21 protein-coding genes are annotated in these 25,382 nt (G+C 65.4%); 13 read left to right on the top strand and 8 right to left on the bottom strand.

From position 1 onward, the window contains the following. Nucleotides 1–14: 14 nt before the first annotated feature. From ISP15_RS09530 to ISP15_RS09515, 4 genes are all read right to left on the bottom strand, one after another. Nucleotides 15–1,787, bottom strand: a complete 1,773-nt coding sequence (locus tag ISP15_RS09530; protein WP_404547030.1) for a hypothetical protein — start codon at nt 1,785–1,787, stop codon at nt 15–17. Between the two features lie 164 nt (nt 1,788–1,951). Further along, nucleotides 1,952–2,878: an aspartate carbamoyltransferase catalytic subunit gene (locus tag ISP15_RS09525; protein ID WP_404547029.1), complete on the bottom strand. Its 927-nt coding sequence runs from the start codon at nt 2,876–2,878 to the stop codon at nt 1,952–1,954. A 36-nt stretch (nt 2,879–2,914) separates the two neighbouring features. Beyond that, the gene (ruvX, locus tag ISP15_RS09520; RefSeq protein ID WP_404547028.1) at nt 2,915–3,346 is read right to left on the bottom strand and encodes a Holliday junction resolvase RuvX; all 432 of its coding nucleotides are present in this window, start codon (nt 3,344–3,346) and stop codon (nt 2,915–2,917) included. Beyond that, nucleotides 3,343–3,900, bottom strand: coding sequence for a YqgE/AlgH family protein (locus ISP15_RS09515; RefSeq protein ID WP_404547027.1), 558 nt, complete (start codon nt 3,898–3,900; stop codon nt 3,343–3,345). The genes ruvX and ISP15_RS09515 overlap by 4 nt, the downstream gene beginning before the upstream one ends. Before the next feature lie 164 nt (nt 3,901–4,064). On the opposite strand from ISP15_RS09515, the gene ISP15_RS09510 reads away from it, so the two are divergent. Continuing rightward, nucleotides 4,065–4,655, top strand: coding sequence for a flagellar basal body-associated protein FliL (locus ISP15_RS09510; RefSeq protein WP_404547026.1), 591 nt, complete (start codon nt 4,065–4,067; stop codon nt 4,653–4,655). A gap of 15 nt (nt 4,656–4,670) precedes the next feature. Here the strand turns inward: ISP15_RS09510 and ISP15_RS09505 are convergent, their stop codons facing one another. Next, the gene (locus tag ISP15_RS09505) at nt 4,671–5,531 is read right to left on the bottom strand and encodes an energy transducer TonB (protein ID WP_404547025.1); all 861 of its coding nucleotides are present in this window, start codon (nt 5,529–5,531) and stop codon (nt 4,671–4,673) included. 384 nt (nt 5,532–5,915) lie between these two features. Then, on the bottom strand, nt 5,916–6,872 hold the full coding sequence (gene gshB, locus ISP15_RS09500) for a glutathione synthase (RefSeq protein ID WP_404547024.1): 957 nt from the start codon (nt 6,870–6,872) through the stop codon (nt 5,916–5,918). 370 nt (nt 6,873–7,242) lie between these two features. Here gshB and pilG point away from each other — a divergent pair, with 370 nt between their 5' ends. The 7 genes from pilG to ISP15_RS09465 all read left to right on the top strand — a co-directional run bounded on the left by pilG (nt 7,243) and on the right by ISP15_RS09465 (nt 19,161). Then, the gene (gene pilG / locus ISP15_RS09495; protein WP_115477719.1) at nt 7,243–7,599 is read left to right on the top strand and encodes a twitching motility response regulator PilG; all 357 of its coding nucleotides are present in this window, start codon (nt 7,243–7,245) and stop codon (nt 7,597–7,599) included. Nucleotides 7,600–7,885: 286 nt separating this feature from the next. Then, on the top strand, nt 7,886–8,257 hold the full coding sequence (locus tag ISP15_RS09490; protein WP_404547023.1) for a response regulator: 372 nt from the start codon (nt 7,886–7,888) through the stop codon (nt 8,255–8,257). 7 nt (nt 8,258–8,264) lie between these two features. After that, nucleotides 8,265–8,810, top strand: coding sequence for a chemotaxis protein CheW (locus tag ISP15_RS09485; protein WP_404547022.1), 546 nt, complete (start codon nt 8,265–8,267; stop codon nt 8,808–8,810). 107 nt (nt 8,811–8,917) lie between these two features. After that, the gene (locus ISP15_RS09480; RefSeq protein WP_404547021.1) at nt 8,918–10,951 is read left to right on the top strand and encodes a methyl-accepting chemotaxis protein; all 2,034 of its coding nucleotides are present in this window, start codon (nt 8,918–8,920) and stop codon (nt 10,949–10,951) included. A gap of 83 nt (nt 10,952–11,034) precedes the next feature. Then, nucleotides 11,035–16,998: an Hpt domain-containing protein gene (locus ISP15_RS09475; RefSeq protein WP_404547020.1), complete on the top strand. Its 5,964-nt coding sequence runs from the start codon at nt 11,035–11,037 to the stop codon at nt 16,996–16,998. Next, nucleotides 16,991–18,688: a chemotaxis protein CheB gene (locus tag ISP15_RS09470; RefSeq protein WP_404547019.1), complete on the top strand. Its 1,698-nt coding sequence runs from the start codon at nt 16,991–16,993 to the stop codon at nt 18,686–18,688. The genes ISP15_RS09475 and ISP15_RS09470 overlap by 8 nt, the downstream gene beginning before the upstream one ends. Continuing rightward, nucleotides 18,685–19,161 carry a chemotaxis protein CheW gene (locus ISP15_RS09465; protein ID WP_404547018.1) on the top strand — a complete coding sequence of 159 codons (477 nt, stop codon included), beginning with the start codon at nt 18,685–18,687 and terminating at the stop codon, nt 19,159–19,161. The genes ISP15_RS09470 and ISP15_RS09465 overlap by 4 nt, the downstream gene beginning before the upstream one ends. Before the next feature lie 63 nt (nt 19,162–19,224). On the opposite strand, the gene ISP15_RS09460 is transcribed toward ISP15_RS09465, so the two are convergent. Further along, nucleotides 19,225–19,959 (bottom strand): 16S rRNA (uracil(1498)-N(3))-methyltransferase, encoded by a 735-nt coding sequence (locus ISP15_RS09460; RefSeq protein ID WP_404547017.1) that lies wholly within the window; start codon nt 19,957–19,959, stop codon nt 19,225–19,227. A 136-nt stretch (nt 19,960–20,095) separates the two neighbouring features. Beyond that, nucleotides 20,096–21,460 carry an adenosylmethionine--8-amino-7-oxononanoate transaminase gene (locus ISP15_RS09455; protein ID WP_404547016.1) on the bottom strand — a complete coding sequence of 455 codons (1,365 nt, stop codon included), beginning with the start codon at nt 21,458–21,460 and terminating at the stop codon, nt 20,096–20,098. A 122-nt stretch (nt 21,461–21,582) separates the two neighbouring features. On the opposite strand from ISP15_RS09455, the gene ISP15_RS09450 reads away from it, so the two are divergent. From ISP15_RS09450 to mazG, 5 genes are read left to right on the top strand one after another with little or no spacing between them, the layout of a single operon-like run. Beyond that, on the top strand, nt 21,583–22,359 hold the full coding sequence (locus tag ISP15_RS09450) for a type II secretion system protein N (RefSeq protein WP_404547015.1): 777 nt from the start codon (nt 21,583–21,585) through the stop codon (nt 22,357–22,359). Further along, nucleotides 22,356–23,138: an inositol monophosphatase family protein gene (locus tag ISP15_RS09445; protein WP_404547014.1), complete on the top strand. Its 783-nt coding sequence runs from the start codon at nt 22,356–22,358 to the stop codon at nt 23,136–23,138. The genes ISP15_RS09450 and ISP15_RS09445 overlap by 4 nt, the downstream gene beginning before the upstream one ends. Before the next feature lie 34 nt (nt 23,139–23,172). Next, nucleotides 23,173–23,730, top strand: coding sequence for an ADP compounds hydrolase NudE (gene nudE, locus ISP15_RS09440; RefSeq protein ID WP_404547013.1), 558 nt, complete (start codon nt 23,173–23,175; stop codon nt 23,728–23,730). Next, on the top strand, nt 23,727–24,548 hold the full coding sequence (gene cysQ / locus ISP15_RS09435; protein WP_404547012.1) for a 3'(2'),5'-bisphosphate nucleotidase CysQ: 822 nt from the start codon (nt 23,727–23,729) through the stop codon (nt 24,546–24,548). The genes nudE and cysQ overlap by 4 nt, the downstream gene beginning before the upstream one ends. Further along, nucleotides 24,545–25,351, top strand: a complete 807-nt coding sequence (gene mazG, locus ISP15_RS09430; protein WP_404547011.1) for a nucleoside triphosphate pyrophosphohydrolase — start codon at nt 24,545–24,547, stop codon at nt 25,349–25,351. The genes cysQ and mazG overlap by 4 nt, the downstream gene beginning before the upstream one ends. Nucleotides 25,352–25,382 lie beyond the last annotated feature (31 nt).

Below are 25,382 nucleotides of genomic sequence, written 5' to 3'. Positions count from 1 at the left end.
CGTTGGCGCGTGTGTTATTTGAGCTCGGTATGCGTGGTGATCACCAGGCCCTGGTCTTCCATTCGCACGTTCGCGCCGATCGCCTTGATGTGGGCCGCTTCCGATTCCATGGCGGCGAACTGCGCCTTGGTGCTGGCTAATGCTGCCGCCGTGTTTTTCTGGTCATCCTGTGCGTCGGCATCATCCGGATTCATGGTGGCGGCCGTCGCCGCGGCGGTTTCCGCGCGCTGCTCCAGCAAATGGATCCAGCTGCCATACATGTCGCCATCCAGATGCACGCGCAGCAGCTCGCCAGCATCGCCGCCCGGCTGCTTGAGCAGATCGGCCAGCTTGCCGTTCTCATCCGCGCCTACGGCGAGGCCGAGCGATTTGTCGCCCATGGCCGCCCAGCCCGGTTCGCCCAGCGCATTGGTGAGCTGCGCGGGGAGGGCAGCCGGCTGGCCGTTGCCGGTGAGTTTCAAGCCGGCGATCAGCGGGCTGGTGACTTGCGCCATCGCCAGCAGGCCGGCCGGATTGTTGGTGCCGATCACCACGCGGCCGGAAAACTTCGGCATGCCGCCGCCGGGGTTGGCGGTATAGCTGTCGAGCGCCACATGCAGGCCAAGCAGATCACCGATCGGTGGCACGGCTGCCTTCTGGACGCTCTCGCCCAGGCTGCTGAAGCTGTCGTTGAGGTTGTCCAGCATCGGGCAGGTAAATGGCTTGGCGGCGACCGCATCGGCTTGTGCGCCCCAAAATGTGCGCAACTGCGCCATCGGCAGGGCAAAGCTCAGTTCGAACGGCGCGGTCGGGTCGGTGCCCAGGCCGGGCAGCTCCACTTTCAGGCCATTGAAGGCGCTGACGATGTCGCTGGCCAGCGATACGTCGAAGCGTATGTCGCGATGCTTTTCGTCCAGCGTGGTGTAGCCCATGCTCACCTGCGGGATGCGCGCGGCAATGCGTGCGGCATCGGTCTGGCAACTGGGCGGCATCTGCATCAGGTTTGCCACCGGTTCGCCGGTCTTGGCCGATTCGCTTTCGGCGCGCGCCTTGAGCAGCGTTTGCGCCAGCGGATCCTGGCCGCCGGCCACCAGCGGCAACAGGCGGGTGAGGTCGACGTCGCCGACTGCCCACTTCGCATAGCCCTTGGCCTTGGCCAGGTCGGTCAGGCGATCGGTGTCCTGCAGGCTCTTGGCCGGGCGGTCCAGCCCCAGCGCCTGGCGCAGCATGGGTTGTGAGGCGTCGTCCGGCAGCATCGCCAACACGGCCTGCTTGCCGACCACCGCGATGACGAATTGCAGGTGCGAGGCCGGCGCGACGTAGCGCTGGTAGTTCTGCGTGCCGATCGCGACCGTGTCGAACTTCTTGCCATAGTCGCTCTGGAGCTTGGCAACGAAACCGTCGAATGCCTTGGCGTCGGCCAGTTGCATGCGCAGCACGGGCGACAGGCCCAGGCCATAGAAAGCGATATAGCCGTTCGCATCGACGCCGGTTTCCTGGATGACCTGCTCGGCCGTCTTGCCGTCGAATTCGCCAGCCACGGTGCGCAGATACTTGGCCATGTCCGGATCGCTGGTGGCGAGCTGGTCGGCCTGCGCTTTCATCTGCGCGACCTGCGAGGGCATTTCCGCATCCACCTGGGCCAGGATGGCCTGGCGCGTGTCGTTGTCGAGCACGTCCAGATTAGCCAGTACGTAGGGCGTGTCCGCCGGCGCAAAGGCCAGGGGGGCATCCTTGTCTTTGTGCGAGCAGGCGGCCAGCATCAAGCCTGACAACGCCAGCGCCAGCACGCGCTTGGTCATACGCATAATCGTCCCCGGGGTGTAGTTATCGCGAGCATTATGCCTGCTTTGCCGTATTGCCGCCGTCGCCGCCGCGCGTCGTGCGTGTCGACGATCCGTCGATGATGCCGGCGTGAATACGGCGGGCCCAGGCCCATGCTTCACAGGAGCCCGCACCTGCGCGCCGCGGTTCAGCGCGCCAGCATCTCGCCCAATACCGCCATGCGCACGAAGACGCCGTTGCCCACCTGCTCGAGGATGCGCGACTGCGGTCCATCGGCGACTTCCGGGGCGATCTCGATACCGCGATTGATCGGGCCCGGATGCATCACCAGGCAGCCGCGCGCGGCCAATGCCAGGCGGCGGCTGTCCAGGCCGTACTGGCGGAAGTACGCCGCCTCGTCCGGCAGGTCGATGCTGGCCATGCGTTCTTTCTGCAGGCGAAGCATGATCACCGCGTCGGCGCCCTCGATCGCCTGGTCGAAATCCTCGTAGAAGGTGCAGGCGGGAAATTCACTGGCATCCGGCATCAGGGCCGCCGGACCGCACAATCGGATTTCCTTGGCACCCAGTTTGGCCAAAGCATGCACGTCCGAGCGCGCGACGCGGGAATGTTTCACATCGCCGCAGATCGCCACGATCAATCGGCTGAAGTCGGGGCGGTGCTGGCGAATGGTGAGCGCATCGAGCAAGCCTTGGGTCGGATGTGCGCGGTTGCCGTCGCCGGCATTGATCACCGACACGCCGCTCATCGCATGACGCACCAGTTCGTCGGGGGTGCCGGACACCTTATGCCGCACCACGATCGCGTCCAGGTGCATGGCTTCCAGCGTATGCAGGGTATCGAACAGCTCTTCGCCCTTGCTGGTGGACGAAAAGCCGATATCGAAATTGATCACATCCGCGCCCAGTCGGCGCGCAGCCAGTTCGAACGAGGTGCGCGTGCGCGTGGATGGCTCGAAAAACAGATTGAGGATAGTGCGTCCGCTGAGCAGGTCCAGTTTGCGGGTGCCATGCGCGCAGGCGTCGCGCATGGTGATGGCGCGATCGAGCAAACGCTCGATGCAATCGCGCGGAAGATTTTCCAGCGTGGTGAGATGGCGCAGGCGTGGGCTCATGGTGACCGTCTGTGTTGTTGTTTTAGGTTTGGAATATCAAGCCGCGCCGGTTTCCTCGCGCAGCCAGCGCTCGAGGATGACGGCGGCGGCTTCGGCGTCGATCTGCGCGGCGTCGCGGCGGCGCTTCAGGCCGGCGGCGCGCGCGTCGGCAAAGCGCTGCGCAGCTTCGCGCGAGCTATGTCGTTCGTCGATCAACACAACCGGCACGCGGTAACGTTCGCGCAGGTACTCGGCGAAGCGGCGCGCACGCCTGCTTGCCGGCTGTTCCTCGCCGTCGAGCGTCAGCGGCAGGCCCACCACCAGGCTGTCCGGCAACCACTCGCCGCGCAGGGCATCGAGCGCGGTCCAGTCGGGCTGGTCCTCGCGCATGGCGATCGTGCCGAGGGCGCGTGCACTGGCGGTAACGCGATTGCCCACTGCGACGCCGATAAGTTTGCTGCCGACGTCGAAGCCCAGGGCGCAGCTCATGCGTGGCCCGCGTAGCCTGGCAATTGCAGCGGGTCTACGCCGACCAGGCCGGCCGCCGCGCTCCAGCGTTCCTCCAGCGGCGTGTGGAACACCACGCGCTCGTTGGCTTCGGCGGTGAGCCAGGTGTTGTCTTTCAGTTCCTGCTCCAGCTGGCCGGCGCTCCAGCCCGCGTAGCCCAGCGCCATCAATGCCTGCCGCGGGCCTTCGCCCGCCGCCATCGCGATCAGGATGTCGCGCGACGTGGTGACCGACCATTCGGCGTTGATGCGATAGCTCGATTCCCAATGCCCATGCTCGCGATGCAGCACGAAGCCCCGTTCCTGCTGCACGGGACCGCCGATCAATACCGGGGCGTCGGCCAGTTCGTGGTCGGTGCAATCGAGCTTCATCTGGGCGAGCACATCGCCGAAGCGGTATTCGGAAAGCTGATTCACCAGCAACCCCACCGCGCCATCTTCATCGTGCTGGCACAGGAACGCGACGCCGCGTGAAAACGGAGGTTCGGCCAGGCTGGGCATGGCGATCAGGAATTGTCCGGCGAGAGTGGGAGGCATGATGGGTTGCATGGCGGCATTGTAAGCACTGTGGCGTACCGCGTGTGTTGTCGAGGTATGGCAACCGTCGTGCTGAATGGGGACCGGCGCAGGTTATCGCGATGTCATTCGTGCGTGATGCGGGCCATTATGCTGGCCCGTCACTGTCAACGGAGCGTGTTCCAATGAAGTCCACATCCTGGCTGGCATTGTTCCTGGTCGCCTTGTTGCTGCCGGCCGCCGCCACGGCCAAACATGTGCGACCAGACAGCGGCCTGGCCGACGCCACGGTGATGATCATCCGCCACGCCGAAAAGCCGGAAAGCGGCGCGGGCCTGGCTCCGGAAGGCGTGGCGCGGGCACAGGCCTATGTCGGATATTTCGAGCATTTCACGCTCGATGGCGAACCGATGGTGCCCAATGCGCTGTATGCGACCGCCGATTCTCCATCGAGCATGCGTCCGCGCCTGACCATCACGCCACTAAGTCGGGCGCTGGGCCTGCCTATCGACGATCGGTTTACCGACAAACAGACCAGGGAACTCGCCGAGAGCCTGCGAACTGACCCGCATGGAGACCACGTGCTGATCGCCTGGCATCACGGCGAGCTCCCCAAGCTGGTCCGCGACCTGGGCGGCGATCCGACGACCTTGATTCCCGGCGGCAAGTGGCCTTCGCAAGTATTCGGATGGGTAGTGGTGTTGCGTTACGACCACCGGGGGCGCCTGGTCTCTTCGCAGCTGATCCATGAGCACAGGATGCCCGACGATCGCTGAGACGTTGCGCTCGCGCTATCGCGTCTTCAGCACGTCTCCCGGCTGGAACTGCCAGGTCCGCGTGATGTAGAGGATATCGACCTTTTCCTTGGGATCCGGCGGCAATGGCGGAAACGGGGCGCATAATTTCACGATCGCCTCGGCGGCTTTGTCGAGCAGCGCATGGCCCGAGCTTTGCGTGATGTCGATGCTACGCACTGTGCCGTCGCGGTTCAGGCCGACGGTAAGAATTACATCGCCATGCAGCCCTTGTTCGCGGGCCTGCTCGGGATAATTCAAATTGCCCACGCGCTCGATCCGGTCCACCCAGCCGCGCATATAGGCAGCGTAGGCGTATTCCCTGGTGCTGGCCGAGATGAATTTCTTGTGCGGCCGCTTGGCGTAAGCCTGACTCTGCTGGCGCACTTCGGCGGCAAGCTGCGCGGCTTCCTGTTCGACGCGCGCTTCGTCGGCGTCGGCGGGGGTATCGCGCGCGTCCTTGTCGGTATCGCTGTCGACGCTGAAACTGGCGCTGCCGGTCGTGGTCAGCATGCGCTGGCTGGTCGCCTGCTGCGGCGAGGGAGTGGCAGCATCCACATGCTGTGGCGCAGTGCCGTTGTCGGGCTGTGGCAGCAGGCCGGAGAACGGCTGCGAGGGCCGGCTGGCCTTGTCGCTGTCGCCGCCGCCCTTGTTATTGGCCTGGGCCAGGAAATCGGCCTTGTCCGGCGCGTCGTTGTTGGCCACGTTGACCAGGGTGATATCCAGCGTGGGCAGCGCCGGCCGCGTGGCGACGTAGCCGACGCCAATGCCGAACAGCAGCAGGCCGTGGACCAGCAGCGAAAAGATGAAGGTGGCCCCGAGCTTGTTATCGCCGGGGCGGCGGACAGCGGCATTCACGCAGGATGTTTCTCTAGGGATGCTCTGATCAATTCTACGCAGGTGGCATGATGTCCAGAAGGCTTGCAGGTTGTGTTGCGCGGCGCCGGGAAGACTGGCTGTCTTGCCAAGCCGCGCGGCGCAGCCTGCAAGCCTTCTGGACATCACCCCATCATTTTAAATTCAATACGTTGGGGCCGTGGCTGTCTGTCCGCATGCCTTCCTCGCTCCTCAAAGCCGAGTGCATCCATGCACTCTCCCCGCGTGCGGCCCGTCGTCTCGACAGACAGCCAGTCTGCCTTCCTCGCTCCTCAAAGCCGGGTACATCCATGTACCCTCCCCGCGTGCGCCGACGGCCCTGTGGCCTGCGAACAGACAGCCACGGTGACACCTGCGTAGCATTGATCAGAGCATCCCTAAAGCATCAAACAGCATCCCGGCGATATTAAGGCCGAACTGCTGGTCGAGTTCGCGCACACACGTTGGCGATGTGACGTTGATCTCGGTCAGGTAATCGCCGATCACGTCCAGGCCGACGAAGCGCAGGCCGCGACGGCGCAGTTCGGGAGCGACCTCGGCGGCGATCCAGCGGTCGCGGTCGCTCAGCGGGACGCCTTCGCCGCGCCCGCCGGCGGCGAGGTTGCCGCGGAATTCGTCGCCCTGCGGAATACGCGCCAGCGCATAGGCTACCGGCTCGCCGTCGACCAGCAGGATGCGCTTGTCGCCGGCGCTGATTTGCGGGATGAATTTCTGCGCGATGGCGAACTGGCGCCCGTGGCCATGCGCGTCGCCGCCAAGCAGGGTTTCGAGCATGGAATTGAGATTCTTGTCGCCGGCCTTGACGCGGAAGATGCCGCGCCCGCCCATGCCGTCCAGCGGCTTGAGCACCGCATCGCCGTGCTCGGCCACGAATGCGCGCAGTTCCCGCGGATCGCGCGCGACCAGGGTCGGCGCCATGCACTGCGGAAACTGCGTGGCGAACAATTTTTCGTTGCAATCGCGCAGTGCGCGCGGATCGTTGATCACCTGCACGCCGCCGCGCTGGGCCGCTTCCAGCACCATGGTGTCGTAGATGAACTGGGCGTCCACCGGCGGATCCTTGCGCATCAGCACCACGTCCAGCTCGCGCAGATCGGTCCAGCGGGCTTCGCCGAGCTCGTACCAGCCGGCCGCGTCGTCCTGGACCGACAGCGACCGCAGCCGAGCCCAGGGCGTACCGTCGCGCAGGGCCAGGTCGCCCTGTTCCATGTAGTAAAGCCGGTGGCCGCGGCGGGCTGCTTCCAGCAACATGGCGAAGCTGGTGTCCTTGGCGATCTTGATGGCGCCGATGGGATCCATCAGCACGGCGACCGAACGGGGCATCTGCGGGTTCCAGTGGGCGGTGGGGCATGCATGGTCGCCGAGGTGGTCGGGGGGCACAAGGGCGCCCACCGGATCGGGCGCGCTCGCTTTCCCCCTCCCCATTCACATAGGTCATCGCATCCGGGGCGATAAGGGCCGCTGCCACAACGTTTTTTTCTTGACGGAAGAGCCCGCAGGCAGTAAACAGCAACGATGGAACGCCCTGACGAAGATCAGGCGCCGAAGAAGTGTTTTACGCAGGATTTTTTCATTCGCATCAGGCGGCGGCCCTTGGTCGCTTGCCGGGTGTCGTACCTGAGCCTGGGGCAGGCCGCAGGGGGGTTAAGTGAACTTGAACGTAGGTACGAACGGCTTGGCCGGTCTGAAGGTCATGGTCATCGATGACTCCAAGACCATCCGCCGCACGGCGGAAACCTTGCTTAAAAAGGAAGGCTGCGACGTGCTGACCGCCGTCGACGGTTTCGAGGCGCTTGCCAAGATTTCCGACCAGAAGCCGTCGATCATCTTCGTGGACATCATGATGCCGCGGCTGGACGGTTATCAGACGTGCGCGCTGATCAAGAACAATCCGCAATTCCGGGCGACGCCGGTCATCATGCTGAGCTCGAAGGATGGTTTGTTCGACAAGGCGCGCGGCCGCATCGTCGGCGCCGAACAATATCTCACCAAGCCGTTCACGCGCGATGAATTGCTGGGTGCCATCCACCGCCATGTCAGCACGGTCTGACGCCAGTGACCGACATGAGCCGTCTTTCCCATTCCAGGCGCCCCGCGTCGCAGCTGGCCAGTCGCCAGGCGGCGGTGCGTGGCGCTGACAGGCTGCCGGCGCAAGTCGCGCGCTGCCGCCTGGCGTCTCGGGTGCAACCCTTCGGGCCGGGTTTGTTTGCCCGCGGGGCGGCGTCATCAATCAGTTGTATATCGACATACACTTCTTCGTTCTTCCTTGCCCTGCGCGCAAACCCATCCCGGCGCGAGGTGTCTGGAATATGAAAGACGGCTCAAAAGGGGGAGCTGTGGCCAATATCCTCATCATCGACGATTCTCCGACCGACGTGCGCGTGTTCACCACGCTGCTCGAGCGGGCAGGTCATCGGGTCGATGCCGTCAACAACGCCGAAGACGGCATCGAGCGCGTGCGCGCCACGCAGCCGGACCTCGTCATCATGGACGTCATCATGCCCGGCATGAACGGGTTCCAGGCCACGCGCACGCTTACGCGCGACCCGGCTACCGCCGGCGTGCCGATCGTGATCATCACCACCAAGTCGATGGAGACCGACCGCGTGTGGGGCATGCGCCAAGGCGCCAAGGCGTTCATCACCAAGCCCGTGAACGAAAAGGAGCTGCTCGCCTGCATCGACGAGCTGCTGCCGAACGCGGCATGAGGCGAGCATGAACGCGACCGTTGCCCAGACACCTTTCGAAATACTTGCGCGCTACGAGCGGCTGTCGCTGGCGCATGCGTCCGGTTCCCAGGAGCGGCTGGAAGCACCGGGCCTGTGGCGCGGCATCGGTTATCGCGCCGGCAACCGGCTGTTCGTCAGCGGCATCGAGGAAATCAACGAGTTGCTGGCCGTGCCGCCCTTGACGCCGGTGCCCGGCACGCGGCCATGGCTGCTCGGCGTGGCGAACGTGCGCGGCAACCTGATGCCGGTGATCGACCTGGCGCGTTTCCTGTTCAGCGAGCGCACGCAGCACTCCGAGCGCACGCGCCTTCTGGTGGTGCGCCAGGGCAGCGGCAACGTGGCGCTGCTGGTGGACGAGGTATTCGGGCAGCGCACGGTGGACGCCGAACAGCGACGCGACGCCGAACGCGAGGACGACCCGCGCCTGGCGCGCTTCGTCGACGACCGCGTGGACGTGGACGGGCAGCGCCTGGCGCTGTTCAGCATGGGCAAGTTGGTGCGTGCGCCTGATTTCCGCCAGGCAGCCGCCTGATGGCGCGCGGCGTTACCGACGCGAGTAAGCAACGCAGGGCGCAAGCCCCGGAATTCTTGGCCGGCATGGTTTGCAGCCGGCGCGCAGTAGACGGATGAGGTGAAGATATGAGCACTACAGGGGGCGTCGGCAAGGAACGGGGATATACCATCCTGATCGTCTTGCTGGTGGTGTCGATCGGCTTTGCGGCGATCGACTTCGTTCTACTCAACCTCAAGAACGGCGAAGACCGCCAGGCGGTCGCGCTGACCACGCAGATCCAGGTGCTGTCGCAGCAGACGGCCAAGTACGCGCTGGAAGCGTCGGGCGGTAACGCCGACTCCTTCGCCGAGCTTGAGAACGCGCGCGACACCATCGACTCGGCGGTGCAGCGGCTGGTCAACGGCGATCTCAAGACCGGCATGAAGCCCTACGCGGACAAGAACACCACCGCTACGGGCCGTTCGGTCAGCAAGCTGGCCGATGCCTGGAAAGCGCTCGACGGCGATATCGGCAAGATCCTTTCCAACAAGGCCGTGGTGCTCGATTCGACGCAACGCGCGGACGATCTTTCCAAGCAATTGCCGCTACTCAATTCCAACATGGAGCAGGTGGTCAACATCCTGCAGCAGCGCAAGGGCAGCAGCGCGGACGAGATGCTCGGCGCTTCGCGCCAGATGCTGACCGCCGACCGCATCATCCGCCGCGTGCAGGAGGTACTGCAGGGCGGCGAATCCGAGCAGGCTTCCGCTGACGGCCTGGCCCGTGATGCGCAGTCCTACGGCGAAGTGCTCAAAGGCCTGCTGCAAGGCAACCAGGGCATGGGCGTGCAGCAGCTGGGCGATGCCAATGCGCGCAAGATCCTGTCCCAGATGCAGGGCGACTGGGACACGCTGAGCGAACCGGTTTCCAAGCTGGTGGCCGCCGCCAGCAACATTGCCGAAGTGAAGAGCGCCGGCAACCAGGCCTCGCTGGATTCGCAGAACGTGCTGTTGCGCGCGAACGACCTGGCCGAACAGATCGGCCAGCTGCCGCTGCGCCGCTTGTTCCCGAACGTGGGCTGGGGCGTGGTCGGCGCGATCGGCGCGGTGGCCTTCGCCATCCTGCTGGTCATCCAGCTGGTCGGCGACCAGCGCCGCCGCTTCCGCGAAAGTACTGAATTGAACCAGCGTAACCAGGAGGCGATCATGCGCCTGCTGGACGAAATGGGTTCACTCGCCGAAGGCGATTTGACCGTCAAGACCACTGTGTCCGAAGACATCACCGGCGCGATCGCCGACTCGGTGAACTACGCCATCGACGAGTTGCGCACACTGGTGACGACGATCAACGAGACCTCCGAGCAGGTGTCCTCGTCGGCGCAGGAAACGCAGACCACCGCGCGCCACCTTGCCGACGCCGCGCAGAACCAGGCGCACCGCATCAGCACGGCGACCACGGCGATCAACCAGATCGCCAGTTCGATGGACGATGTGTCGAAGAACTCCGCCGAATCGGCCGACGTGGCCGAGCGCTCGGTGCAGATCGCCTCGCACGGCGCCGAGGTGGTGCGCGAAACGATTTCCGGCATGGATTCGATCCGCGACCAGATCCAGGAAACCTCCAAGCGCATCAAGCGCCTGGGCGAGTCTTCGCAGGAGATCGGCTCGATCGTGGAACTGATCAACGACATTGCCGAGCAGACCAACATCCTGGCCTTGAACGCCGCCATCCAGGCCGCCTCGGCTGGCGAGGCGGGTCGCGGTTTCGCGGTGGTGGCGGACGAAGTGCAGCGCCTCGCGGAACGCTCCGCCAGCGCTACCAAGCGTATCGAAACCCTGGTGCAGACGATTCAGTCCGATACCAACGAAGCGGTGAACTCGATGGAGCAGACCACCGCCGAAGTGGTGGCCGGTGCGCGCAAGGCGGAAGACGCCGGCAGCGCGCTGGGCGACATCGAGCGCGTGTCGCACGATCTGTCCGCACTGATTCAGAACATTTCCACTGCCGCGCGCCAGCAATCCATTGCTGCGACGGATATTTCGCAATCCATGAACGCGATCCAGGAAATCACCTCGCAGACGTCGCAGGGCGCAAGCCAGACGGCGGAATCGATCGGTTACCTGGCTCAATTGGCAAGTGATCTGCGCCGCTCGGTAGCGCACTTCAAGTTGCCAGGTTGAAACGGGTTGTCACTAGGCCATAACAAGAGGGCAACCTCGACGGTTGCGTTCTGCGCAAGAAGCGCAGCCGCTGAGGGGGGCGCATGAGACTTCAAGACCACATCGATTTCACAACCCTGCAGTGGGTCAAGCCCGAGCTTGACGAGACGCTGGCACTCGCGCGTCAGGCGCTTGAGTCCTACGTCGACAACCCCGGCGAGCGGGACGTCATGCGTACCTGTGCGGACAACCTGCACCAGGTGCAAGGCACGCTGCGCATGGTCGAGCTTTACGGCGCGGCAATGGTTGCCGAAGAGATGGAGACGCTGGCCATCTCCCTGCTCGAAGACCACGTGCGTCATCGCGAAGATGCCTATGCCGCGCTGATGCGCGGCCTGATGCAACTGCCCGATTACCTCGAACGCCTGTCCAGCGGCCATCGCGATGTGCCGGTGGTGCTGCTGCCGCTGCTCAACGAACTGCGCGCCAGCCGCGAGCAGGAAGCGCTGAGCGAAGCGGCCCTGTTTACGCCCAATCTCGATGCGCCGCTGCCGGCCCAGGCGCCGGTCAGCGCCGAGGACGCGGCAAGGCACAAGGGCGAAATCGCCGAACTGCGCCTGCGTTTCCAGCAGCAACTCCTGGCCTGGTTCCGCGGCCAGGGCGGCGCGAACCAGCTTGCCGGCATGCGCCATACGCTGGCGGCGATCGGTGCGCGTTGCGCCACGGTGCCCGGCCGCCGCCTGTGGTGGATCACCACCGGCGTACTCGAAGGCCTCGATCACGGCATGCTCAAGAGCTACGCCGCCGATGTGCGCCAGCTAATCGGCAAAGTCGACCGCAGCATCCGCCAACTGATCGAGCAAGGCGAAGCAAGCCTGCAAGGCGGCGATGCCGATGACCTGGCGCGCAAGCTGCTCTACATCGTGGCGCAGTCCAAGCAGCGCAGCCCGCAGATGCTGCAGCTGGCGCAGACCTATAACCTGGACGGCCTGGTTCCCGATGCAAGCGAGCTGGAACATGCCCGCGGCTCGATGGCCGGCCACAACCGCGCCCTGCTCGATTCGGTCTCGCGCGCGCTGAAAGACGACCTGCTGCGCGTGAAGGAATCGCTCGACCTGTTCCTGCGCCAGCCCGACGCCGATCCGGCGCAGCTGGGCGCGCAGGCCGAAGTGCTCGAGCGCGTCGGCGATACGCTAGGCATGCTCGCGCTCAACGTGCCGCGTCGGGTGATCAACGAACAGCGCCGCGTGCTGGAAGAAGTTGCCAGCCGCTTGCGCAGTCCGGATGAAGAATCGTTGCTCGACGTCGCCGGTGCGCTGTTGTACGTGGAAGCATCGCTGGACGACCACATCGAAAGCCTGGGCGCGGAGCATCCGCCGGCCGAGGAACATACCGCGACCATGTTGCCGCGCAGCGAGGCGCGCCACATCCTCGCCACGCTGATGAACGAAGCCGTCGCCAACGCCGGCAAAGTGAAGCACGGCATCGTTGCCTTCGTGGAATCCGGCTGGCAGCACCAGCAACTGGATGGCATGCCGGCGCTGATGGACGAAGTGGCTGGCGCGATGCGCATGCTGTCCTCGCCGCGTCCGGCGCAAATCGCCGAAGGCGTTGGCCGCTTCATCGGTAACGAATTGTGCGTGGACCAGCGCGTTCCGAGCAGCGCGCAGATGGACCAGCTGGCCGATGCGCTGGCTGCACTGGAGTACTACCTGGAAGCCGCCCGCGAACACCGCGGCGGGCTCGAACATATCCTGGATGTCGCCGAGCACAGCCTGGGCGGACTCGGCTATTGGCCGCCGCCGTTGGCCAAGGCGCTGCCGGAGCCGGTCGTGGAAACGCGCGCCGAGGTACCGGCACCGGTGCTGAATGAATCGGTCAGCGTCGCCCATGGCGATGACGCGAGCGAATTGTTCCTGGGCAGCAGCGAAACGCCGCCGCCGGCCATGCATGACCTCACCGGCCTGCACCTGGTCGAATCCGAAAGCGGCGCGCAGATTCCGTCCTCGGCGTTTGACGACGGCGACGACTGGATCGAGATCGAGGAAGAAATCGAGGAGCAGGTTGCCGTCGCCGATCCGTTGGCCGCGACCGCCAGTTTCCAGGCCAGCACCGAAGGCATCGACGACGACATCCGCGATATCTTCCTGGAGGAAATGCAGGAAGAGATCAGCAATCTGCGCAGCGCGCAGCAAAGCTGGATGACCGATCCCGGCCAACTGGCCGATCTCACGCCGATTCGCCGGTCTTTCCACACGCTGAAGGGTTCGGGCCGGCTGGTCGGCGCGAGCGTGCTGGGCGAATTCGCCTGGCGCGTGGAGAACATGCTCAATCGCGTGCTGGATGGCAGCATTCCGCCGCACGAGGGCGTGCAGGCATTGGTCGGGCATGCCATCGAGGCCTTGCCGCAATTGCTTGCCATGCTGAAGGACGGCGTGGTGCCGAACGCGCCGCTCAGCGCGATCATGCAGGCCGCCGACCGCCTTGCGGCCGGCGAGCAGGCCAGCGTGGAGCAATACGCTGCTGGCGCCACCGAAACCGTGCGCCGCGTGGTGCGTCGCCGCGTGCCGCGCTCGGCGGCAGCGATCGATGCCGTTCCCGCCGCCACGCATACCGACTCTTCCGTCGCCGCCGCGCAGGTGGCACCTGAAACGGCGCCGTTCGAGCTGACGATCCACGAACCGGTACTGCCGCCGGTCGATCCGGTGCTGCTGGAAATCCTGCGCAGCGAAGTCGCGCAATACCTGCAAACGATTCGCAACGCGGCGGATTTCGCCGAGAGCGAACTACCCGTCGACGATAGCCTGTTGCGTGCCGTGCACACCTTGCACGGTGCCATCGCCATGGTCGATATCCCGCTGCTGATCCAGCTGCTGTCGCCGTTGGAAAGCCTGCTCAAGCGCTTGCGCGCCGCGGGTCAGCCGCTGTCCATCGAAGGCGTCCGGCTGTTACGCCAAAGCGCCGACGTGGTCGACGACGTGATGGCGCAATTCGACGCGCCGCATCCGCGCCTGCCCGATGCGTCCGCGCTGATCGCGCGGCTGGGCGAGTTGCGCGACCACCAGCCCGAACCACAGATGGCGCACGTGGTGTTCGAACCGCGCGCGCTGCCGGTCGAGCCGGTGCAGCCGCGTACCGAGCATGTCGCGCCCGAGGAAATATTGCCCGCGCAGGGCGAGCCTGTCTCTGCGGAGCCGGCGTCGTCGCACGAAACCGTCGACGGCGGCCAGGCGCCTGCGACCGAGGACTACGAGGCCGAACTGCTGGCTGCGCTTTCCGCGCACGAGGCGGATGTCCCGGACGAGGCAATCGATGAACAGCCGGCCGTTCGCGTCACGCAGGCGCCAAGCACCGAGGACGAAGAATTTGCCGCGCTGCTTGCCAGCCTCGACGCCATGGAGGTCGATGATGGCGCGGCGCCAGAGCCGACCGATGATGCCCTCGAGATCGGGCATCCTCTCGACGTCGAGCCGGTCGCGGCGAACGAATCCGCGGCGAACGAATCCGATGAAGCGCAGCCTGTAGCGAGCGACGAATCCGCGCCGAGCCATGCGGACGAGGAAGCGACCGGGCGCGAGATCCCGAGCGAGGAACCTCTGCAGGCCCTGGGCGAGGAAACCGTTGCGCCCGTGGCGCACGAACCGGCGCCGGCCGCTGCCGACTTCGTGCATGAAGCCGCCGAACCGGCACTGGCCGGCGAATTGGTCAGTTTCGGTCACATCGATCCGGACCTGCTGGAAATCTTCAGCGAAGAAGCGCGCGAAATTCTCGACGATGCCGACGGCGTGCTCGCCAAGTGGCACGGCGAACCGACGGACGTCTCGCATATGGCGGGGCTGCTGCGTGCACTGCATACGCTCAAGGGTGGTGCGCGCATCGCCGGCGTCACGCCGATAGGTGATTTGAGCCACGCGATCGAAAGCCTGCTGGAGCGTTCGCAGAACATCGACCCGCAGCGCACCGGTCCGCTGATCGGCACGCTCGAGGCCGCTTTCGACCAGATGCACGGGCTGGTGCAGCGTGTCTCGCAAGGCAAGGCCATTGCTTACCCGCATGCAATGATCGAGCGCCTGCACGATGGCGTCCAGGCCGGGCAGGACGCCAGCGCTGACGTCTCCGCACCGGAGCCCGCGTCGCCCTTGCCGGAGCTGCAGCTGCCTTCGCTGCTGCCTGCCGAAGATGCGGGGCAGGACGAAACCGCCCGTACCGCGCAGGAACAGATCCGCGTCCGCGCCGATCTGCTCGACAACCTGGTCAATAACGCCGGCGAAGTGGCGATCTATCGTTCGCGCCTGGAACAGCAGGTATCGGCATACCGCTTCAACCTGGTCGAACTCGAACAGACCGTCGCGCGTCTGCGCGGCCAGCTGCGCATGCTGGAAATCGAAACCGAAGCGCAGATCATCGCGCGCTTCCAGCGCGAGCACCGCGAAGCGGGTATCGGCGTGTTCGACCCGCTCGAACTCGATCGCTTCTCGCAGCTGCAGCAGTACTCGCGTGCCTTGGCCGAGTCGGTGTCCGACTTGGTGTCGATCCAGAACATGCTCGACGAACTTACCCGCCAGGCGGAAACGCTGCTGATCCAGCAGTCGCGCGTGAGCTCCGAATTGCAGGAAGGCTTGTTGCGCACGCGCATGCTGCCGTTCGACACGATGGTGCCGAACCTGCGCCGCACGCTGCGCCAGGCCGCGCTGGAAGAGGGCAAGAGCGCGCAGCTGTACGTGGAAGGCGCGCACGGCGAAATGGATCGCAACCTGCTCGACCGCATCAAGGCGCCGTTCGAGCACATGCTGCGCAACGCCGTGGCGCACGGCATCGAATCGCCGGAAGAGCGGCGCAAGGCAGGCAAGCCGGACGAGGGCGCGGTACGCATCCGGGTCGCGCGCGAAGCGACCGAGGTGGTAGTGCGCGTCAGCGACGATGGCCGCGGCCTGGATCGCGAGGCGATCCGCAAGCGTGCGATCGAGCGCGGTCTGCTACGCCAGGAAACCCGCCTCAGCGATGACCAGTTGCTGGCCCTGATCACCCAGACCGGCTTCTCCACCGCCAGCACCGTCACCCAGCTTGCCGGCCGCGGTGTGGGCATGGACGTGGTGGCCAACGAAATCAAGCAACTGGGCGGCTCGCTGGCGATCGAATCGCGGCAGGGCGAAGGCACCACCTTCGTGCTGCGCCTGCCATTCACCCTGGCGGTGACCCAGGCGATCCTGGTACGCATCGGCGAATCCAACTTCGCCATCCCGATGACCTCGGTGCAGGGCGTGGCGCGCATCAGTCCGGATGAATTGGCGCAGCGGATGGCCCAGGACGAGCCGCAGTTCGAATACAACGGCGAGGATTACGGCATCCACGACCTGGCCGAGCTGCTCGGCCTGGCGTCAGGCCACGTGGGCGAAGAAGAACAGGTGCCGTTGCTGCTGACCCGTTCTGGCGAACTGCGCGCTGCGATCCGCATCGACGCGGTCATCGGTTCGCGCGAAATCGTGGTGAAGTCGGTTGGCCCGCAGGTAAGTTCGGTGCCGGGTATCCTCGGCGCCACCATCATGGGCGACGGCTCGGTGCTGGTCATTCTCGACCTCGCCCCGCTGGTGCGTCACGGCCTCAACCGCCGCGAACAGCGCCTCGCCGAGGGCCTGGACCACGCGACCGTGGCACCGCTGGTGGAGGATGTGCGCACACGTCCGCTGGTGATGGTGGTGGACGATTCGATCACCATGCGCAAGGTCACCGGCCGCGTGCTCGAACGCCACGAATACGAAGTGGAAACCGCGAAGGACGGCCTCGACGCGATCGAGAAACTGCACGAGCGCGTACCGAACCTGATGCTGCTCGATATCGAGATGCCGCGGATGGATGGCTACGAGCTGGCGACGCAGATGAAGGCCGATCCGCGCTTCCGCCACGTGCCGATCATCATGATCACTTCGCGCACCGGCGAAAAGCATCGCCAGCGCGCCTTCGACATCGGCGTCGAGCGGTATCTGGGCAAGCCCTACCAGGAAGCCGAATTGCTGGCGCAGATCAGCGAAGTACTGGAGCTGCATGCGCAGGAGCCGGTAAATGAGTGAGAAGAACATTGCCTTGTTCTTCGACGATGCCGAGCTGGGTAGCCATCTACGCGCTGCGCTCTGCGAGCATGGCGCGCGGATCGCACACGAAGGTCCATTGAGCAGTTTCGACGAGTCCACGCTGCGCCATGCCGGCGTGGACGTATTGGTGGTCAATCTCGACGACGCGGTGGACGATGCCGCGCTCGATCGTATCTACGGACTGATCGAATCCGGCGACATACCGGTAGTGTTCAACGACGCGCAGGCCAGCCGCGCGCTGGACGGCTGGGACCGTGCGCGCTGGGCGCGCCACCTGGCGGCCAAGGCGCTGGATGGCAGCAGCATCGATCCGCCGCGCCCTGACCATGCCCGCGAAGTGGCGCCGCCGGCCGTGCCGGATATCCCGGCGCAACCCCACGCAACGGTGCCGCAGCCGGAGGCCGAGGAAACGGTGGTCGAGGAACCGGTGGCAGAGGAGCCCGTGCCGGAATTCGTTGCCGCCACCGACGACATGACGCTGGAGCATGCGGCGTCGAGTGCCGATTCGGAAACGCTCGCCGCCGAACTCGAAGCCTTGCTGGCGTCGGATGAAGGCCCGGGCCATGTGGAAGACGAATTCGGCACGGGCCTGAAATACAGCGAGGGCGATGCATTGCCGCCGCTGCACGATGGCCATTTTGGCTGGCGGGACGATCCGCCGGCCCCGTCGCACATCGCATTGCCGGCCGCCGAGTCGCTCGAAGCGGCCGCGCCGCAGGCCGAGAACTCACATGCCGTGGCGCCGGCGTTCAACATCAACCTGGACCATCTCTCGCTTACCTCGCTCGACGAAGAAATCACGCCGCCCGTATTGGAAAAGGCGTCGCTGGCGCAGCAGACGCCTGGGCACTCCGCACCGGAGTGGGGTTTCGTCGAGGAAGACGACCTTTCTTCCGCCAAGGATGCGAGCGAAGCGGGGTCGAACTTCGGTATCGAAAAAGTCAGCGCCGCCGATTATCTGGCGCCCGACGCCGAACTGCCGGAAGGCAACGAGCCGCCGATCGAGCCGGGCATGAGCCTGGAACTGGTATCGATCGAGGAAGCCGTCGCGCCCAGGCAGGCATACGAGCCCTACGAGACGCACCTGCACGAACTGGACACCGCGTTCGCGCGACTGCTGGTGTTGGGTGCGGCGCGCGACAGCCACGCTTCGCTGTCGGCTTTCCTCGCCGCATTACCCGACGATATCCGGTTGCCGGTCCTGTTGACCCAGCATCAGGGCAGCCGCACCGCCGAGCAGTTGGCCGAGTCGCTGGCCGCGCATAGTGCCCTGCCGCTGAAAGTGGCGGCGCCCGGCATGCGCGCACGGCTTGGCGAAATCGTCGTGGTACCGCGCGGACAGCAAGTGCGCATCACGCGCGACGGGAAGGTCGAGCTTACCGCGGCCAACGAAGATGCCAACGAACAGACGCCTTCCATCGACAGCAGTTTCACGATGGCGGCGAACGTATTCGGGCGCGACGCGCTGGCCATCGTGTTTGCCGGGCGGGCGACTGATGCCGTGGCCGGCGCCCAGGCCATCCACGATCGTGGCGGGCAGGTGTGGGTGGAATCGTCGGGCAACGATCAATACTCCGATATGGTCAATGGCGTGCTGGCCGAACGGCTCGCCAGTTTTTCTGGTTCGCCGCGCGAGCTTGCGGGGCGCCTGGTCGAGGACTTCCGATGAGCGAACAGCCGTTACCCCGTGAAATCCGCTGTGTGCTGGTGCCGGTCGGCAATCTGCGCCTGCTGCTGCCGAACGCCACCGTGGCCGAGGTGATTACGCTGGCCACGCCCGAGCCGATCGCCGGCGCGCCCGAATGGTTGCTCGGACGGATCGCGTGGCGTGGCTGGCGGGTACCGCTGGTTTCGTTCACCAAGCTGGCCGGCGCGCAGGAAGGCGACGCCGACCTCAGCGTGCGCGTAGCCGTGCTGAAGGCGTTCGGCGGGAACGCCGAACTGCCGTTCGTGGCGGTGGTTACACAAGGCTTCCCGCGCCTGACCACGCTCAATGCCGAGCTGATCATTCCCACGCACGACGGCAAGCCCCTGCCGCGCGGGGTGAAGGCGCAGGTGCTGGTACGCGACGACGTAGCGATGATTCCGGACCTGGAAGGCATCGAAAGCGAAGTGACCGAGCTGCTGCAGCAGGCGAGCTGATCTGCGCGCAGCCAATGGCCGGGCGACCTCGCCACGGCCTGCGGCGTACCGCCTCGAGCGGCGTTACATGTCGCCGTGCAACGCCTGTAACGCCGCCAGTGCGGCCAATCCCGCGGTCTCCGTGCGCAGGATGCGTGGTCCCAGGCGCAAGCCATGGAAACCGGCTTCGCCCAGCGCGGCGACATCGCGCTCGCCAAGGCCGCCCTCGGGGCCGACCACCAGCAATCCGCCGCCTTCGCCAAAGCGTAGTTCGCGTGGCCGCAAGGTGCCTTCCGGCAGCAGCGCGAGGCGCTGCGTACCGTCTTCGGCCAGGTTGTCCAGCCAGGATGACAATGCTTGCGCGGGCGCTATGTCAGGCACGCGCACGCGGCCACTTTGCTCGCACGCACTGGCGGCGACCGCGCGCCAATGCGACAGCCGTTTTTCAGCGCGCGCCGCGTCGAGTTTTACTTCGGAGCGCTCGGTGAACAGCGGCACGATGCGGGTGACGCCCAGCTCGGTGGCTTTCTGCACGATCAGGTCCATCTTCTCGCCGCGCGCCACGCCTTGCGCAAGGGTGAGTTGCAATGGCGATTCGTTGGCGATCTGTTCGCGATCCTCGATGCGCGCCACGACGTCGCGCTTGCCGATGGCCACCAGCGTGGCGGCATAGTCGTAGCCGTCGCCGTTGAACAGGGTGAGGCTGTCGCCGGCATTCATGCGCAGCACGCGCGCCACGTGTTCGGCGGCTTGCGGCGGCAATGCCAATTCAGCGGCTACGGCCAGCGGCTGGTCGATATGGATGCGGGTGCTGCGCATGCGTCTGCTTGCTTGATCGGTGAGCGGAGAATACCGCGCGCCAGGGCCGGTTGTTGATTCGCCTGAACACGCCAGGCCGTCTTTATGGCCGGCCTTCGAGCGGACCGACGGGGTAAACAGCCCGCTACGAAACGAATCAGTCCCTTATGGCCAGCGCGATGCCTTCGCTTGCCACCTCGACCAGATGGTCGATCTCGTCTTCGCTCACCACGTAAGGCGGCATGAAGTAGACGATGTCGCCTAGCGGGCGCAGCAGCGCTTCGCGTTGCAGGCCATGCAGGAAAACGCGCAGGCCACGCCGTTCTTCCGCTGGAAAGGCGCGCCGCGTGGCCTTGTCCGCCACCAGTTCGACAGCCGCGATCATGCCTTGCTGGCGCACATCGGCGACATGCGGATGATCGCGCAACGGCGCCAAGCGTTTTGCCAGGTGGGCGGCAAGCACGCGGTTGCGCTCCAGCACCGGTTCGTCGCGAAAGATCGCCAGCGTTTCCAGCGCGGCGCGGCAGGCCAGCGGATTGCCGGTATAGCTGTGCGAATGCAAAAAAGCCTTGCCCGCACTGTATTCGGCGTAGAACGCCTCGTAGACACGCTGCGTGGTCAGCACCGCGGAAAGCGGCAGGGTGCCGCCGGTCAGCCCCTTGGACAGGCACATGAAATCGGGCGCGACCTGCGCCTGCTCGCAGGCGAACATCGTGCCGGTACGGCCAAAGCCCACCGCGATTTCGTCGGCGATGAAATGCACGTGGTAGCGATCGCACAGCGCGCGCAATCCGCTCAGATAACTGGAGTGGTACATGCGCATGCCGCCAGCGCACTGCACCAATGGCTCCACGATCACGGCACAGGTTTCGTGCGCATGGCGTTCCAGCAGCGCGTGCATCGCTTCCAGCCGGCGCGTGGCGGTTTGTTCGGGGGATTCGCCCGCTTCGGCGCCGTAGGTATCCGGCGAAGGCGCCAGGAGCGGCGTGAGCAGCAGCGGCGCATACGTCTTGCGATACAGCGCGACATCGCTGACCGACAGGGCGCCGAGCGTTTCGCCGTGGTAGCTGCCGGTGAGCGCAATGAAGCGGGTCTTCTCGCCATGACCCTGGTTGAGCCAGTAATGGAAGCTCATCTTCAGCGCCACTTCGATCGCGGCCGAGCCGTTGTCGGCGAAGAAAACCTTGTCCAGCCCGGATGGCGTGATCTGTACCAGCTGTTCGGCCAGCTCGATCGCCGGCGGATGGGTAAAGCCGGCAAAAATGACATGCTCCAGTGTGCGTGCCTGCTCGGCCAGGCCCGCGGCGATACGCGGGTTGGCATGGCCGAACAGATTGGTCCACCACGAACTGATGCCGTCCAGGTAACGGCGGCCCTCGGCATCGATCAGCCACGCGCCTTCGCCGCGGACGATCGGCACCATCGGCACCTGTTCGTGGTCGTGCATCTGGGTGCAGGGATGCCAGATGTGCCGCAGATCGCGCCGCGCAAGGGCGGCATTGGCGTGGGGAGTGTGGGTCATCCGGCTATGATCGATGCATCGGCCGGTGCGACTCAAGGGCGCCGGCGTGTTTCCCGTCGTTCGGAGCGTACTGGGCAAGTCGCTTCTGGATGACGGGCGGAACGTCATTTGGAATCGGCTTGATGAAACGCTTGCGTGTGGTGCTGGCCGGCTTGGCGGCATTCGTTCTCGCCTTCGCGCTGCTGGTGTGGTTCATGCCGGCGCGATGGGTGCTGCCGTGGCTGCGATCGTCCTTGCACGGCGTGCAGTTCGAACAGCTTGAAGGAACATTGTGGAACGGCCGTGCGGGGCAGGTGTCGATGGCGGACGGCACCCGCTTGGGCCGCGTTGCCTGGACCCTTTCGCACCGTGCGCTGATCGGCGATATCCAGCTGGGATTGAAGCTGCAACAGCCGCAGTTGCAAGTGCAGGGCTGGATGCATCGCATTTCCGCCACGCAGCAAGCGTGGCGCGACGTTACCTTGCACCTGGACATGGCGATGCTTGGCGTACAGCCGTGGCTGCATGGCCAGCCGCAGGGGCAGTTCGACCTGCACATCCCGCACGCGCAATGGCAGGGCGACTGGCCGATGCAGCTCGATGCACAGGGCAGCTGGTCGCAGGCTGCCGTGGATACCGGACAAGGACCGGTGCGTCTGGGTGTGCTGCGGCTGGCGATCATGGGCCAGTCGGGTGTGCTGCATGCCACCCTCGACGACGATGGCCACGGACCCTTGCGGACGGCTGGACGTCTATCTTTCAGCCCGCTTGGCTGGGATCTTCGGCTGGACCTCAAGCCGCGCAGCGATGATCCCGCCTTGCTGCGCTGGTTGCATGGCCTGGGCACGCCGGCGGCGGACGGCACGCTTGAACTCCGCTATCGTGGCGGTCTGGCCCAATTCGGTACGGGAAAAGCATGAGCGAACAGCAGTGGGATGCGGCGCTGCGCGCGGCGCGCGAGGCAGCGGATGCCGCGGCCGAGGTGATCCGGCATTACTGGAAACGTGGCGTGGATGTGGAGATCAAATCCGACGCCACGCCGGTGACGGTAGCCGATCGCGAAGCCGAGCAAGCTATTCGCGCCGTGCTCGCACCGGCCTTGCCGGGCGCGTCGATCTATGGCGAGGAATTCGGGCTCGATGGCGATCGCGATGGCCTGTTGTGGCTGGTCGATCCGCTGGATGGCACCAAGAGTTTCGTGCGCCGCACGCCGTTTTTCTCCACGCAGATCGCGCTGATGCATCGCGGCGAACTGGTGCTGGGCGTCTCCAGCGCGCCGGTCTATGGCGAAACGATGTGGGCCTGTGCCGGCGCTGGCGCCTGGTTCCAGGGCGAACGTGCGCAGGTGGCGCGGACCCTGGCCATGGACCAGGCATCGCTATCGATCGGCAACGTCAAAAGCTTGACTGGCGATGCGCGCTGGTCCGCGCTGGGCGCGCTGATCCGCGACAGCAACCGCATTCGCGGCTACGGCGATTTCTGCCACTACCATCTGCTTGCGCGCGGCGGACTGGACCTGGTGATCGAATCGGACGTCAATATCCTGGATATCGCCGCGCTGGCGGTGATCGTGCGCGAAGCCGGCGGGGCGTTCACCGATCTCGACGGGAAGGCGGTGAACCTCGATACCCGCAGCGTGCTGGCGGGTACGCCGGCGATCCATGCCCAGGCGCTGCAACGTCTTTCCCGTTCCGCATAAGGAAGGGACCGCCAAACCCCGCTACAATCGGCGCATGCCACGCTATCCGCTCATCCATGCCACACGCGATTCGGACACCAGCAGCTTCCTGCGCGTCGAACAGGTGGACTTGGAATTTTCCAACGGCGAGCACCGCACCTACGAACGCCTGAAGGGCCACGGTCTTGGCGCGGTGATCATCGTGCCGATGCTGGATGACGATACCGTGCTGCTGATACGCGAATACGGCGTGGGCCTGGATCGCTATGAACTGGGCCTGCCGAAGGGCCGGCTCGATCGCGACGAAACGGTCGAGCAGGGCGCCAATCGGGAGTTGAAGGAAGAAGTCGGCTATGGCGCGCGCAAGCTGAAGATCCTGCACAACCTTTCGCTGTCGCCCTCCTACATGACGCACATGGCGCACGTGGTGCTGGCGCAGGATCTCTACCCCGAACGCCTGCCGGGCGACGAGCCGGAGCCGCTCGACGTAGTGCCCTGGAAACTGGCCGAACTGCATACGCTGGTCTCGCGTGACGACGTCACCGAAGGCCGCTCCATCGCCGCGCTGTTCCTGGCGCGCGAATACCTCGCCGGACGCCTGCCACCAACGTGAGCGATAGACCCGAACTTCCCTTGCTGCATGCGATCGGCATGCTGGCGCGCCACGCCGGTGAAGCCATCATGGCCGTCTACCGCGAAGACTTCGATGTGGCGGTGAAGGATGACCTTTCACCGCTCACCGCGGCCGACCTGGCGGCCCAGAAGGTAATTGCCGCCGGCCTTGCCCAGCTCGATCCGCGGTTGCCCGTGGTCTCGGAAGAGGCCAGCCAGTTGCCATGGGAGCAGCGCCGCACGTGGTCGCGCTATTGGCTGGTCGATCCGCTCGATGGCACCCGCGAATTCGTCAAGCGCAACGGCGAATTCACCGTCAACATCGCGCTGGTCGATCACGGCCAGACGGTGATGGGCGTGGTCCTGGCGCCAGTCACCGACGAACTGTTCGCCGCCGCGCGCGGTCATGGCGCATGGTGGCAGGTGCAACGGGATGCCGAATGGGAGCGCATCTTCACCCGCCAACTGGCGCGTCCGCCGGTGGCGGCCGGCAGCCGCTCGCATGGCGGATCGGAAGAGGCGGTGATGCGTCGCCTGCTTGGCGATGATTACCTGCTGCAGCCGCTGGGTTCCTCGCTCAAGTTCTGCCTGATCGCGCGCGGTGCCGCCGATGCCTATCTGCGCCGCGGCCCCACCAGTGAATGGGATACCGCCGCCGCCCAATGCGTACTGGAAGAAGCCGGCGGCGCGGTGCTGGATCTCGCCGGAGTGCCGCTGCATTACAACCGCGGCGAGTCCCTGCTCAATCCGGAATTCCTTGCCGTGGGCGATGCCGGCATCGACTGGATCATGCGCCTGCGCGAAGCCGGCCTGCCGTGAACACCGCGACGCGCCATCGGCTTGCCGATCTGCTCGCGATCATGGCGCGCCTGCGCGATCCGCAGCACGGCTGCCCGTGGGATGTGCAGCAGGATTTCAGCACCATTGCGCCTTACACCATCGAGGAAGCCTACGAGGTCGCCGACGCCATCGATCGCTGCGACTGGCAGGATTTGCGCGACGAACTCGGCGACCTGCTGCTGCAAGTGGTATTCCATGCGCAGATGGCGAAAGAGCAGGGACTGTTCGATTTCGATGATGTGGTGCATGCGATCAGCGACAAAATGCTGCGCCGTCATCCGCATGTGTTCGGCGACGCGGTCTACGCCAGCGGCGAGGAACAGAAGCAGGCGTGGGAGCAGATCAAGGCCAGCGAACGCGCCGCGAAGGGCGATGCGCAGGACGATAGCGCGCTGGCCGGCGTCTCGCGCGGCCGGCCGGCATGGCAGCGCGCATGGACACTGCAGCAACGCGCCGCGACGGTCGGGTTCGAATGGCCCGGCCACCGTCCGGTGATCGAAAAGCTGCACGAGGAACTGGCCGAAGTCGACGCCGAATTTGAAGCCGGCGCGGATCCGTCGCGGCTGGAAGATGAGATCGGCGACGTGCTGTTCGTGGCGGTGAACCTGGCGCGGCACGCCGGCGTGGACGTCACGCGGGCGCTCAAGCACGCCAACGCGAAGTTCGAGCGGCGCTTCCGCTGGATGGAACAGCGGGCGGCCGCCGACGGCAAGCCGCTTTCGGCATTGACGTTGGCGCAACAGGAAGCGCTCTGGCGACGGGCCAAGACGGAAGAGCTGTAACGCCGCGGCTTTGCCGGTCGCTTTTCCGCCT

The organism is Dyella jejuensis, from assembly GCF_044904675.1.
In the GTDB taxonomy this organism is placed as follows: Bacteria; Pseudomonadota; Gammaproteobacteria; order Xanthomonadales; family Rhodanobacteraceae; genus Dyella_B; species Dyella_B jejuensis.
This window is presented reverse-complemented; position numbering and strand designations above follow the sequence as displayed.